Annotated in this window: 9 protein-coding genes; 7 read left to right on the top strand and 2 right to left on the bottom strand. The window is 45.0% G+C overall.

What is annotated here, in order from left to right; translation table 11 throughout:
- Positions 1–407 precede the first annotated feature (407 nt).
- On the top strand, positions 408–2,894 hold the full coding sequence (locus D0C36_RS14485; protein ID WP_117392330.1) for an outer membrane beta-barrel family protein: 2,487 nt from the start codon (positions 408–410) through the stop codon (positions 2,892–2,894).
- Positions 2,895–3,014: 120 nt separating this feature from the next.
- Here the strand turns inward: D0C36_RS14485 and D0C36_RS14480 are convergent, their stop codons facing one another.
- Positions 3,015–5,516 (bottom strand): M14 family metallopeptidase, encoded by a 2,502-nt coding sequence (locus D0C36_RS14480; protein ID WP_117392329.1) that lies wholly within the window; start codon positions 5,514–5,516, stop codon positions 3,015–3,017.
- A 96-nt stretch (positions 5,517–5,612) separates the two neighbouring features.
- Between D0C36_RS14480 and recQ the strand changes: the two genes are divergently transcribed.
- From recQ to D0C36_RS14460, 4 genes are all read left to right on the top strand, one after another.
- A complete protein-coding gene (gene recQ, locus D0C36_RS14475) occupies positions 5,613–7,763 on the top strand; it encodes a DNA helicase RecQ (protein WP_117392328.1) in 2,151 nt (716 codons plus the stop codon).
- Positions 7,764–7,795: 32 nt separating this feature from the next.
- Positions 7,796–9,127: a UDP-N-acetylmuramoyl-tripeptide--D-alanyl-D-alanine ligase gene (locus tag D0C36_RS14470; RefSeq protein ID WP_117392327.1), complete on the top strand. Its 1,332-nt coding sequence runs from the start codon at positions 7,796–7,798 to the stop codon at positions 9,125–9,127.
- Between the two features lie 140 nt (positions 9,128–9,267).
- Positions 9,268–9,474, top strand: coding sequence for a hypothetical protein (locus tag D0C36_RS14465; RefSeq protein ID WP_117392326.1), 207 nt, complete (start codon positions 9,268–9,270; stop codon positions 9,472–9,474).
- A gap of 6 nt (positions 9,475–9,480) precedes the next feature.
- A complete protein-coding gene (locus D0C36_RS14460) occupies positions 9,481–10,509 on the top strand; it encodes a hypothetical protein (RefSeq protein ID WP_117392325.1) in 1,029 nt (342 codons plus the stop codon).
- On the opposite strand, the gene D0C36_RS14455 is transcribed toward D0C36_RS14460, so the two are convergent.
- Positions 10,499–11,641, bottom strand: a complete 1,143-nt coding sequence (locus D0C36_RS14455) for an NAD(P)/FAD-dependent oxidoreductase (protein ID WP_117392324.1) — start codon at positions 11,639–11,641, stop codon at positions 10,499–10,501. The genes D0C36_RS14460 and D0C36_RS14455 overlap by 11 nt on opposite strands.
- Positions 11,642–11,746: 105 nt before the next feature.
- Here D0C36_RS14455 and D0C36_RS14450 point away from each other — a divergent pair, with 105 nt between their 5' ends.
- Both D0C36_RS14450 and D0C36_RS14445 read left to right on the top strand, forming a co-directional pair.
- Complete coding sequence (locus D0C36_RS14450; RefSeq protein ID WP_117392323.1) at positions 11,747–12,463, top strand: zinc metallopeptidase; 717 nt, start codon at positions 11,747–11,749, stop codon at positions 12,461–12,463.
- Between the two features lie 104 nt (positions 12,464–12,567).
- Positions 12,568–13,233: a hypothetical protein gene (locus D0C36_RS14445; RefSeq protein WP_117392322.1), complete on the top strand. Its 666-nt coding sequence runs from the start codon at positions 12,568–12,570 to the stop codon at positions 13,231–13,233.
- Positions 13,234–13,401 lie beyond the last annotated feature (168 nt).

Here is a 13,401-nt window from a genome sequence, read left to right as displayed (position 1 = left end):
TGCTGAGCAGCGGGCTTATATTTTCTACTTATTTGAGTAATTATTCCAAAAGCCCTGTCGCGACATCCACCATTACCAAACAAGCGGAAGCAAAACAAACCGGCTCCGCAGAAAAAGACCATCCCCAGTATTTTAGTTTCCAGCAGATTATAGAATTTATTGTTCCTGCACTAAAAAAATAGCGTTTTTGATGTAACCTTTCCTGCCCTTTCGTCATCTTATAACAAAACGCAACAATAGCTGCTTAGGCAGCAAGAAGGGGAAAACACAAATACATCGTGCATGGAAACATCTACTACCTTGAATAACTAATAGCGGGAACTCCGCAAAACACTCAAACTATTTTACCGGCAAAAAAATAGAGGACAATATCCTCGTGGATTTCTATTGCCTAAACTTTTTCAACCATGAAACAATTAACCAGAATATTATCCATCGCTTTACTGGCATTTACCTATGGCCAGGCAAAAGCACAAAATACATCTCCGCCACAATCATCCGTAACAGGCGCTTTCATTAACGAGCAGTCAAAACCTGTTGATTATGCTACCGTAACACTTTTACGCGCAAAAGATTCATCGGTAGTAAAAGGCACGTTGACCAATGATGCAGGTAAATACACTTTTGATAAGATCAGCGCCGGCAAATACATTGTAAAAGGCACAAGCGTAGGTTATCAGCCATCATTTTCGCCCGCTTTTGAAGTAAGCCAAAGCGCCGTTACAGCACCTACCCTAACTATGGCTACCGCCAGTCGTAGTTTGCAGGGCGTAAACGTGATAGCCAGTAAACCGCTAATAGAGCGAAAACTCGACCGTACCGTAATGAACGTGGAGAACAGCGTATTAGCAGCGGGCAATAATGCTTTGGAAATCCTTGAACGTGCACCTGGCGTTACTGTTGATAAAGACGATAACATCAGCCTTAAAGGTAAACAGGGTGTTACCGTGATGATAAACGATAAGCTAACCTACATGTCGGCACAGCAGTTAACTACTTATTTGCGCTCTACCGATGGCTCCAACATCCAGTCGATAGAGGTGATCACCAATCCATCGGCTAAATACGATGCGTCGGGCAACTCGGGCATCATCAACATAAAACTTAAAAAGAACAAGATGGTGGGCACCAACGGCAGTTTAACCGCCAACGCAGCATACGGTAAAAACTTCAGGGATAATACCAGTTTAACGCTGAACCATAAGAATGGCGACCTTAACTTGTTTGCCACCCTTTCGCGCGGTGATTTTAACCGCGAGAATAATATTGCCATTGATCGTCGCATTGACAGCGCCGACAAAAGCACCTACTTTAAGCAGCAAACCAAAATGATGAACCATACCCACTACAACAACTACCGTTTTGGGGCCGATTATGGTACATCAAAAAAGAATACTATTGGTTTTGTGGTGAATGGCGATTACACCAACGAATATAACGATAATACCGGCACTACCTGGTTAGGGCGTACTCCTGCAGCTAACGATTCTTACCAAACCACACGCTCTGATATTAAACAAACCTATCGCAGTATATCTGCCAACGTAAACGATAAGTTTCTGATAGATACGCTTGGCCAGGAGATCAGCGCCGATGTTGATTTCTCGAGATATCGCAACAACTCTGATGCTAACTACGATACCTATTTCTACAATCCAGACGGCAGCACCCAGATACGTCCTTTGTACATCAAGAACCAAACGCCATCAACCATCAACATCTGGACACAGAAGATAGATTACACCCTGCCTATCAGCAAAACTTTAAAGTTTGAGGCCGGTGCCAAATTTAGCTCAGTAAAAACAGATAACGACCTGCAGGCACAGATTGATACCAGCACCAATAACAGCCACGCGTTTATTAACGATACCAGCCGTACCAACCGTTTTGTTTATAACGAAAGGATCACTGCAGGATATGTTAACCTGGGTAAAACGTTCAAAAAAACCTCGGTACAATTGGGTTTAAGAGCCGAGAACACCTCATCAACCGGGACGCTGTATGTTAACCTGAAAGCGCCGGTTGCTATCAACCGCAATTATCTTAACTTTTTCCCGAGTGTGTTTATCAACCATACTTTGTCTGATAAGCACGAACTGGGCATAAGCTACAGCCGCCGTATAGATAGGCCTAACTATGATAACCTTAACCCTTTCAGATACTACCTGGACCAGTACACCTACGAAGAAGGCAACCAAAACCTGCGCCCGCAATACACCAACGCATTTGAGTTAAGCTACACTTACAACAAAACCGTTAACCTTACATTAGGTTACAGCCGCACAACCGATGCTAACGTACAGGTATTATTTGCTGACACCGCTACAAAGGCAACCTACCAAACCAACGTGAACATAAAGGCGCAGGATGCATACAACGCCAACATCAACACGCCGTTTACCATTACCAAATGGTGGAGTGGTAACTTTAATGGAACACTGTTTTACCAAAAATTCAGTGCCGATACCATTCGCTCTGGCAGTGGTTTGGTATCAAACACCAAGCTTGATGCCGGTAAACTGGCTTACCAGGCACGCCTGAACCAAACATTTTTGTTTAGCGGGTTTAAAGCAGAGGTTTCGGGAAACTACCAATCGGCTTTGCGTTATTCAACGTTTGAGATAAGGCCGCAGTATTCTGTTGATGCCGGTGTAAGCCGTTCATTCGCCAACAAAAAGCTGAATGTTAAATTGGGTATAACCGATATATTCAACACCCGCCAAAACAACGTAAATACTGATTTTGATAACACGCACGTAATTATTCGCCAGAAAAACGAGACCCGTTTAGGCCGATTGACCTTAACCTACAACTTTGGCAACAGCAAAATTAAAATGCGCCAGCACCAAAGCGGCGCCGACGACGAAAAAGGCAGAGTAAAAAGCGGGAATTAGGATCTTAGAATCAAGAGGCAAGAACCAAGAGACAAGAAAAAAGCCCCGTTGCGTCGTAACGGGGCTTTTCATTTGTAAATCCTTGTCTTGATTCTTGATTCTTATTTCTTGACTCTTCTTCTACTGCCCCACCATAAACACCGCATTACTAAACAGCAACTTTCCATTCTCCCAAAAGCTGCGGAACAGCGGATCATCGGCCAGGTAAACTACCGAACCGCGGCCAATGCTTTGCACGCCCATGAGCATGCCGCTGGTTAATTTCTGTTTGGTAAGGAAGCCCGCAAAACCGGCAACATAAGCTTTGCTATCTATGGTACCCACGCTCCAGTCGTCTTCGCCGAGCGGTTCGTAAATATCTTCACTAAGTTTTAGCGAGTAGTAATAGTTAGGGAAGCCATAGCCCAGCGGATGGGTGTTATCCATATTTACTTTAAAGATAGCACCGGGGATACTTGAGCGCAGGGCATCGCGGTTGCGGTCGGCATAAAGGCGTTTCGGTTCTTTACCTTTAGCTGCGGGCTTGTCGCTTTTCTTATCTTCTTTAGCTTTAATATCGAAGCCTTTTTTATCTACCAATGATGCAACGGCATTTTCCATGGCAATAAGTTTACCCCCATCGCGGATCCAACTTTGCAGGTTATCTGTTGATAGATCATTATACCGGCCATCAGGCAATACAATTACATCGTACTCGGCCAGTTTTAAGCGGTTAAGGTCCTGATAACGGATAAGGTTGATAGGATACCCTATCTGCTGTTCCATAAAGTGCCACACCTCTCCCATCGACTCTGAATTGATACCATCGCCTGATACCAAAGCTATCTTTGGCCTGCGGATATATTTGATATCAAACGAACCGATATCCGATCCTTTATCTACAAAGCCTGATGACAGCGGCGTTATCTCGTGACCCAGCTCCGAGGCTATCTGCGTAACCACGCGGTCGAAATCCATTTTCTCATTACCGGTGCGTGTCACCAGCAAGGAGCCCGCGGTAAATTTTTTACCGGCCGCCTCAAACGGATCTTGCGAGTAGCGCACTTTAATGCCTCGTTTCAGCAAAGCCGAAAGAAACCGAACATCGGCAATGGATTGCCACGCCGAAACATAGGCATACGCTTTTGTATTGGCCGGGAGTGTAGCTTTAGTTACACTCCAGTTGGCATTGGCCGGTTTGTATGATTCTTTTAAGCCGTAAGCTTTCAATCCATAAGCATAAGGTAATGACCATGCAGTGATATCATAAGTTGATGAATCTGGTATCACCGTCTTAGGCTCCAGCAACACATGCAGCAATACCGATTTAGGCTGATAGGCGTTTACTACCAGATCATTCGGCCCCACGTTGTATTGCTCGTTAACACCACTGAAATAGTTAAAACCATTCACGCTTTTATTGGATAGGCCGTAACCAAACTGGATACCGTTGCGGGTAAGCAGTTTTGCCAGTTGCTCCACCTTCTCGTTGTTATCGTTTTTAATAATGTATGTTTTAAATTGCCCCGGCGGGTTTTGGCGGCTGTTATCATAAAACTTTTTAAACTCGCTCACCACTTTCTGGCCGTTGGCTGATACTGCTTCGATAGTAGCCAGGCCTGTTTCGTGGTGGTGCGCAATGCGCTGGGCAAGGGTCAGCGTATCGCCGGTGCTGGTAATAATAGCAAGGCCTGCCCCTATGCCGCCCTGCTCATACGTCATGCCGATGGAGCCATTGTACAATGGATAAGTATCGCCGTAAGATGGATACAGCAGGTCGAACTCCTGTTTGGTAAAATACATCCAGCCGTTGGCGTCAAAATGTTTTGCGTTGTTCTTACCAATGGTCACCTGAAAATCGCGCTGCCATTGGGTAATATCCTTATGGTAAGGCTCGGCAGCGGGGGCAAAATAGTATGGCGTGTTATAATACTGCTCGTGAAAATCAACATGTATCTGCGGCAACCACGAGTTAAACAGCGCCACACGGGCTTGCGTCTCTTTTTGTGCCTGCCATGCCCAGTCGCGGTTAAGGTCAAAGTAGTAATGGTTTACCCTGCCGCCTGGCCATGGTTCCTGGTGCTCGCGCGCATTGGGGCTGGCATTGGGTACAGCACCCACTACCGAGTTATAGAAATTCACATAACGCTCGCGCCCGTCGGGGTTCAAACATGGGTCGATGATCACAACCATGTTCTTCAGCTCGGCCTGTATTTTGGTATTGTTAGGGTCAACCAGGTCATAAAGCGTCCACATGGCGGCTTCGCTTGATGCAGGCTCATTACCATGTACGTTATAGCTCAGGTAAGTAATTACCGGGGCATTGGCAGATGCTGCACCGCTCTCAATCCCCGCAATGCGCAGGTTGTTGTGCCGTATCTCATCTAAACGGTTAATGTTATCTGCCGATGCAATAAACACCGCTATCTGCGGGCGGCCCTCATTGGTAATGCCAAACTGCTGCAGCTTAATGTTTTTAGAAACCGATGCCACGTATTTAAAATACTCAACAATGCGGTAGTGCGGTGTAAAGTGTTCGCCCAGTTTATAACCCAGGAATTGCTCGGGCGTTTGTAGTTGTTGCGCAAAGGCGGCAATGCAACAAAATACAGCTATAAAAGTGGTAAGTAATTTTTTGATCATGCGGGAATAGTCAGTTCAGTAAAGCTAATCTAAGCATATTTTTTTGCCCTTGCGCATGGGGCTGTAAATTCAAATCTGCACCTTTGTGCTTACAGCATGACACCAATCCAGGCCCTTCAAAAATATTTTGGTTACAACGAGTTCCGGCAATCGCAGGAAGCCATTATCAACACCGTTTTAAACAAACAGGATGTAATGGTGCTGATGCCTACCGGCGGTGGTAAATCGCTTTGCTACCAGTTACCGGCGGTTTTACTTAACGGATTAACCATCGTTATATCCCCGTTGATCGCCCTGATGAAAGACCAGGTAGATGCACTCAACATAAGCGGCATCCCTGCGGCGTATCTCAACTCGAGCCAGTCGCCTGATGAGCAGAAGGACATTGCTATACAACTGCAAAACAACCAGCTAAGATTGCTTTATGTTGCACCGGAGCGCCTGTTCTCGCCGGATAACCGCATGATGGCTTTCCTGAAAACGTTGAACGTGGTACAATTTGCCATTGATGAGGCGCACTGTATCTCTTCGTGGGGCCACGATTTCCGTCCGGAATACCTGATGCTGGCGGGACTGAAAACAGCGTTTCCCGGTGTGCCGGTAATAGCCCTGACCGCCACAGCCGATAAGCTGACGCAGAAGGATATTTTAGAAAAGCTTAACCTGCACGAGCCTTCGGTTTTTGTATCATCATTCAACAGGGCTAATATCACTTACCGCGTTATCCCGAGGCGCAAAGGTTTTGACCAGTTGCTGGATTTTCTGGAAGAGCGCAAAGAAGAGTCGGGTATTATCTATTGTCTTTCCCGTAAATCAACCGAGGCGTTGGCCGCCGACCTTAAAGAAGAAGGTTACGCCGTTGAGGCCTACCACGCCGGTTTAAATAACGAAGTAAAAGCTAAAAACCAGGAAGCTTTTTTACGCGATGATGTAAAGATCATTGTTGCAACTATCGCCTTCGGGATGGGGATCAATAAATCAAACGTGCGCTACGTGGTGCACATGGATCTTCCTAAAAATATAGAGGGTTACTACCAGGAGACTGGTCGCGCGGGCAGGGATGGTTTACCATCTGACGCCATGCTGCTATATTCGCCGGGCGATGCCATTAAGCTGCGTGGCTTTGCCATGGTAGAGAACAATGCCGAGCAAAGCGCCATCATGCTGAAAAAGCTGGATGACATGGTGAATTACTGCCAGTTGCATGCTTGTCGCCGCCAGTATTTGATGAATTACTTTGATGAGGATTTCCCGGACCATTGCGGCTCCTGCGATTTTTGCCTGAGTGAGTTTACCAAATTCGACGGCACACTTATCGCCCAAAAAGCATTATCCGCGGTAGCGAGATTAAAAGAACGCTTCGGCAATACTTACGTGATTGATTTTCTCCGCGGATCTAAAAGCGAAAAGATCTGGGCCGATCATAAAGCGCTTAAAACTTATGGCGCCGGGGCCGATATCAGCAAAGCCGACTGGCAGCGCTACCTGCGTGAATTAACCGGCCTGGGTTTTCTGCAGCAGGCGGATGAAAACGGTTATCCAACCTTAAAACTCACACAAAAAAGCGAAGCCATATTAAAAGGCGAACAAAAGGTTGAGCTGATAGCGCACCACACCATTGAAGAGCAGGGGCACGAAACCCCTACCTACGAAACCGAACTACTTGCCGCCCTGCGCCAGCGCCGGCAGGAGTTTGCTATTAGTGAGAATATCCCGGCTTATATTATTTTGTCTGATGCTACGCTATTGGAGATGGCTACTTATCTACCACAAAAACTGGATGAGTTAAGGCTTATCTCGGGCTTTGGCGATGTGAAACTGGCAAGATATGGCCGCGAGTTTTTGGAACTGATTGTTAATTACAGCAAAGCGAAAGGCTTAGAATCCCTCATCAAACGGAGATCACCTAAACGGGAGCGCAAACCTAAAAAAACTAAAACCTCTGATACCAATAAAGCCAGCCTGGAGCTTTTTCAGCAAGGCTTATCGGTACATGAAATAGCTAAAGAACGCGGACTATCGCCTACCACTATCGAAGGTCATTTATCATCTTTTGTGCAAAGTGGCGAACTGGACGTAAGCACCTTCGTTATCGCAAGTAAAATACCGGCCATCCAGAATGCTGTTGAAAGCTATGGTGCCGAACGCCTCGCCCCGCTAAAAGAAGTTTTGGGCGATACCTACAGCTACGGCGAAATAAAAGCCGTCATCGCCTGGATGAATTTTATGCAAAACGCAAAAACCTAAAACCTGCCCGCTGTTTTATATATTCGTATATCATGACCACTACCGAAGAAATTTACCATTTATACCAGCAGCACCCTGTTATCAGCACCGATACACGCAGCATTGCGCCCGGCAGCCTGTTCTTTGCCCTTAAAGGTGATAAGTTTGATGCCAATACTTTTGCCGAAAAAGCCATTGAAGCAGGCGCAGCTTATGCCATCATAGATAATCCGGAATATGCAAAAGGCGATAAATTTCTGTTAGTTGAGGATGTATTGACTTCGCTGCAAGACCTGGCGAGGCATCACCGCAAACAACTGACCATCCCCGTGATAGGCCTTACCGGCACCAACGGTAAAACTACCACCAAAGAGCTGATCAATGCGGTGCTATCACAAAAATTTAACACCCTTGCCACCAAAGGCAACCTCAATAACCATATTGGTGTACCGTTAACCATTTTGACTATCGATAGCTCGCACGAAATGGCGGTGATAGAAATGGGCGCTAATCATCAGAAAGAGATAGCCCTACTTTGCAGTATAGCACAGCCAAGCCATGGCATGATCACCAATGTAGGCAAGGCACACCTGGAAGGTTTCGGCGGGGTTGAAGGGGTTAAGATAGGCAAAGGCGAGTTATATGATTTCCTGAATGAAGATGCCAGCCGCGTGGCGTTCATTAACAGCGACGATAATACCCTGCAGGAAATGCAGAAAACCCGCAGCCTGCAAAACGTGGTGTACTACGGCAAAACCATTAACAACGATAACCTGGTAACCGGTAAATTATTAGAGAATGCGCCCCTGCTCAGCTTTAAGTGGAACGATAAAAAAAGCTCATCATACAACGTAAAATCGCAGCTGACGGGTTCTTATAACCTGGACAATATATTAGCCGCAGTTTGTATCGGCACCTTCTTTGGACTGGATTCTGACGAGATCAACGCGGGCATAGAAGGCTATCAACCAAAGAACAACCGCTCGCAGATCATGCAAACCGCCAGCAATACGCTGATATGCGATTTCTATAATGCCAACCCAAGCAGCATGTTTGTAGCTATCGAGAACATGGACAAGGTAAAAGCCGACCGCAAAGTGGTTATCCTCGGCGATATGTTTGAGATGGGCCCGGAGTCTGCCGTTGAGCATACTGCCGTTATCCAAAAAGCTTTAGCCGCAAATGTGGATGAACGCATTTTTATCGGTAAAGATTTCTCCAGCCAGCAAACAGAGGTTGATAACAGTAATTTGATCAATGCAACTTTCTATTTAACCGCAGAGGATGCGATCATCGGGTTGAAAGAAAACCCTATCAAAAATGCTACGGTATTGATAAAAGGTTCAAGAGGAATGGCGCTGGAGCGATTGGTGGAGTTGTTGTAAATGACCTGTTTATAAGATTCTAATTTGGAAATACCGTTGTATTTTCTTATATTTGATTAAATAAAATTCTACAAATGGTCTATTAATAATGGCACCAGTTTTGTAGAATTTTTCTATTAGAAACAATTTAATTTTCATTTATGAGCATTATCACATTAATAAGAAACGTCTTAGGCTCTTATTTCAGCTCTGATATGGATGTTATGAGTGACGAGGCTAAGAAAATCTTTTCCAATCCTGACGACAGGAAAAAGTATATTGAAGCTGTTGAAAAATTGAAAGGAACAACATCTAAAGAAGAAACGATAATTCTTTCTACTCAAGAAAAAATAACTTTAGTATCTTAATTCTCTGTGGAAGGCCAATTTACAATAAGCACTATTATCATTATTGTTTGGCTAATCTTTCCAGGGGTAATTTTCAAGCGTTTTTATTTTAAAGGTCAATTTGCCAAACAATTTGGGGTTGGCCTTTTTGCTGATAGACTTATAACAAGTATATTTTGGGGCATTGTTGTTCAAATTATAACGTTTTTGATTTACAGCAGGTCTTTTGGATTTACATTCACCAGCATCAAAAGCAAGGCTGAAGAACTGTATGGTAAAATTGCCGACAATAAAATGCCGGATCTGACGTATGATCGTTTAACATACATCCTTGGCTATCTCGCTTTTTTAATTTTGGTTGCCTTTTTACTCGGCACGGTTTTTCATCATCTTATTAGGCTTTTTAAAATCGATTTAAAATTCCCTGTTTTTCGATTTTCTAATCATTGGAATTATTATTTCAGAGGCGAAATAGTAGCAATGAGCGAATTTAGATCTCTTGACAAAGGGAAGTGGTTATCTACCATGGTCGATATTGTCATTGACGACGGGACAGACAATAATAAAATGATTTCTGGTTTTTTAACCCAGCATACAATCTCTCAAAAAACTGGTGATTTAGAAGCGCTGTATTTAACCGGCGCCAAGAGATATTCAAAGACATCTCAGGCATTTAAAGATATTCCCGGGGATTGCTTAGTAATTCCTTTTGATAAAGTTATAGACTTAAATCTGAGGTATACTTTCCAAGCCTTAACCCCCCTTCAAAGAAAAGAGCTTATATTTAAAAAGGCTGTCCGATTTACTTTGAGTATTGGATTTATCATAATTCTCATTGTTCCATGGACATTTTCTACTGAAATATTTAATACATTACTTGGGATAATCTTTGGGATAACAAGTTGGATTTTATCTGTAATTGTCGTTTCCAATCCATTCCATCCTAACATAAACAACCGTCTGTCCCTAAAGGATCAGATTGCTACAGTGATATTTATTTTATTTACGGTTGCCATAATGCTCTACTTTTGGAGCCTACTGCCAATCAAGCCCTAATCACCAACCTCGCCACCTCTTCCCCTACCAATGTCCCCATGGCAACGCCCATACCGTTGCAGCGTACGGCGCAGAAGATGTTGGGCTCAAGCTCTTTTACTATCGGTTTCAATTCTTCACCGAAACCCATGATGCCGCTCCACCAGTAGTCTATTTCAAAATCGGTATCAGGCAATATCATGCCCCGCAGATAGTCAGTAAGCTTTTCCTGTACCATCTGCGTATGCCCGAAGGCTGTGGTCTCTTCCGCCTTAAAATCAAGATTACGCCCACCGCCGAAAAGCACGCGACCATCAATATTTCTGAAATAATAATAACCCTCGTTAAAGTGGTATGTGCCCTTGAGTTTCAAGCCGGGTACAGGCTTGGTAACCAATACCTGCCCCCTGCCGGGAACAACGGATAATTCAGAGTAAAGCTGCCGCGCAAAGGCATTAGTAGCCAGGATAACTTTGCCTGCCTTAAACGCGCCGGCAGAGGTTTGCAGCACAACGGCACTACCTTCGTTTTGGATGGATCTAACCGCGCAGTTATTCAGAACCACTACATCTTTCTCATATACTTTATGCAGCAAAGCCCGCATCATTTTGCCGGTATGTATCTGGCCCTCAAACGGGTTGTAGATGATATATTTAACACCGGCAAAGCCAAAACCTGCAATTTTAGCATCTGCAACTGCATAAATGTCATGCCCATCTATTGCGGGCTTTAATATTTTATTCAGGTGATCTATATTCTCAAAAGCCCGGTTTGCTTGTGCCTGTTCATTGTTTAAAAACAACTCGTAGCCGCCGTGCTGGTGATAATCTATGGCCTTATCGCCAAGGTTTTGGCGCATACGCTGCAAGCCCCGCCATTTGTAGTTGGCCAGGCTTGCCAATTCATTTTCTGATAAGGTTTTCAGTGCATCCAATTGCTCAGAAACTGTCCCAAAGCACGCAAAACCCGCGTTTTTTGTGCTGGCACCACTCGGCAGAAAGCCTTGTTCCAGCACCAGCACTTTCAAATTTGGCTCCGTAGTTTTCAGGTGTAGGGCGGCATTTAAACCCACAATGCCGCTGCCAATGATGATCACATCGGCCCTGCCGGTAAAGGCAGTACGCTCCCAGTAAGAAAAATTGTCGTTATCCATTACATCAATCTTAATTAAAACGCTGCAGATTAATTCTATCGCGCAGCAAACATTTTTAAATGGAATGCTTTTTGAAATAGGTGAACCATCTAAAACTATTGAAAAATGAGCACTTTATTATTTATCCCTTATAACTCGGCCTGGCTGCTGATGATTGTAGTGGCGCTGGTGAGTTTCGTTATCCAATGGCGTTTTAAAAGTAAGTTTAAGCAATATTCAGAAATGCCGCTACTATCGGGCCTGTCAGGCGCCGAAGTAGCCCAACGCATGCTAAAAGATAACGGCATTTACGATGTACAGGTGATCTCGGTTGAGGGTCAGCTTACCGACCATTATAACCCCGAAACCAAAACGGTGAATTTGAGTCCGGATGTTTACGCCAGTCGCAGTGTGGCTGCCGCAGCAGTTGCTGCGCACGAGTGCGGGCACGCTGTACAGCATGCTAAAGCCTACAGCTGGTTAACATTCCGTTCGGCCATGGTGCCTGTGGTAAATGTGGCGTCCACACTAACGCAATGGACGCTGATGATTGGCATTATGCTGCTGTTCTTTACCCACAACGTATTTGTACTGGCCATTGGAGTTGGTGCACTGGCATTGGTAACGCTGTTTAGCTTTATTACCTTGCCGGTTGAGTTTGATGCGAGTAACCGTGCTTTGGCATGGCTAAATAATAATTACAGCGTAATGCAAACCCGCGAAGAGCATGAGCAGGCCAAAGACGCCCTTTGGTGGGCCGCCATGACCTATGTAGTTGCTGCTTTAGGTGCATTGGCAACATTGGTTTACTATGCTTCTTTCCTGTTCAACAGGCGCAACTAACGGAGCAGAAATTTATAAGAGATCGCCGGGGTGAAAACACTCCGGCGATTTTTTTTGCCCCTTCTGTAACGCTTTGTTTTAAAGCGCCGTCATGTATGTATCTTATGAAAAAACAGGTATTTACATATATAGCGTTGGCGCTTATGGCCCTGCAGGCCTGCAAAAAAGACAGGGTGCAGCCGGGTGATATACATATCCCCGAAGATCCCATCGAGACCACACCGGTTACCGGCGAAACGCAGCCATCTAAAGAAAACATCGTTTACCGTAAGCTGAATAGTTCGCTTGGCTACAACAAGCATATCTTTTTAGATGCCAATGCCGATGGCGTGGTGGATATCAGCTTTTCGAGCGTGCTGATCATGCACGATGGTACGCAGCACCTGTACCTCTCGGCTTATTCAAAAGCAACCACCGGTAACAGAGTGTACGTGCAAAAAGGCGACGAACTGGTGAATGGCGGTTTATGGACCTATCCCTTCAGCGAAGGGCAAATTATTGAGCCGACCGAGGCGAACAATGTAAAGTTTACGGCCAATCAGCAAAAGGCGGTTATCATGAGCATAACATCAGCTTCGCCTAAAGATAAGGTTAACGGCCTTTGGGTGAACCAGGCGGATAAATATTTAGGCTTTGCTTTAAAGATAGACGGAGAGCCTCATTTCGGCTGGGTAAAACTGAGCCATGTCACTGCCACCAATGAAATTAAAATAAGCGAATACGCATACAATAAAAACGCCGGCGATGATATCCGGGCCGGCGAAAAATGATCTTTGGGTTTAATTAGTTTAGTGTTAAAAAGGGGCCGCGCGATGCGAGCCCCTTTTTTGTTATTTCTTATCAGTGCCTTTATCTGCAGCCGGCTTGCGTGGTGCGCGCGGCTTAGCAGGTGCTTTCTTCGGCGCAGGAGTTGCTTCCGTTTCAGGAACCTCAGTTGT

It is taken from the genome of Mucilaginibacter conchicola (genome assembly GCF_003432115.1).
GTDB lineage: Bacteria > Bacteroidota > Bacteroidia > Sphingobacteriales > Sphingobacteriaceae > Mucilaginibacter > Mucilaginibacter conchicola.
This window is presented reverse-complemented; position numbering and strand designations above follow the sequence as displayed.

Coding starts and splice junctions, on each gene's coding strand:
- D0C36_RS14485 (WP_117392330.1), top strand. CDS start 408: ATGAAACAATTAACCAGAATATTATCCATCGCTTTACTGGCATTTACC.
- D0C36_RS14480 (WP_117392329.1), bottom strand. CDS start 5,516: ATGATCAAAAAATTACTTACCACTTTTATAGCTGTATTTTGTTGCATT.
- recQ (WP_117392328.1), top strand. CDS start 5,613: ATGACACCAATCCAGGCCCTTCAAAAATATTTTGGTTACAACGAGTTC.
- D0C36_RS14470 (WP_117392327.1), top strand. CDS start 7,796: ATGACCACTACCGAAGAAATTTACCATTTATACCAGCAGCACCCTGTT.
- D0C36_RS14465 (WP_117392326.1), top strand. CDS start 9,268: ATGAGCATTATCACATTAATAAGAAACGTCTTAGGCTCTTATTTCAGC.
- D0C36_RS14455 (WP_117392324.1), bottom strand. CDS start 11,641: ATGGATAACGACAATTTTTCTTACTGGGAGCGTACTGCCTTTACCGGC.
- D0C36_RS14450 (WP_117392323.1), top strand. CDS start 11,747: ATGAGCACTTTATTATTTATCCCTTATAACTCGGCCTGGCTGCTGATG.
- D0C36_RS14445 (WP_117392322.1), top strand. CDS start 12,568: ATGAAAAAACAGGTATTTACATATATAGCGTTGGCGCTTATGGCCCTG.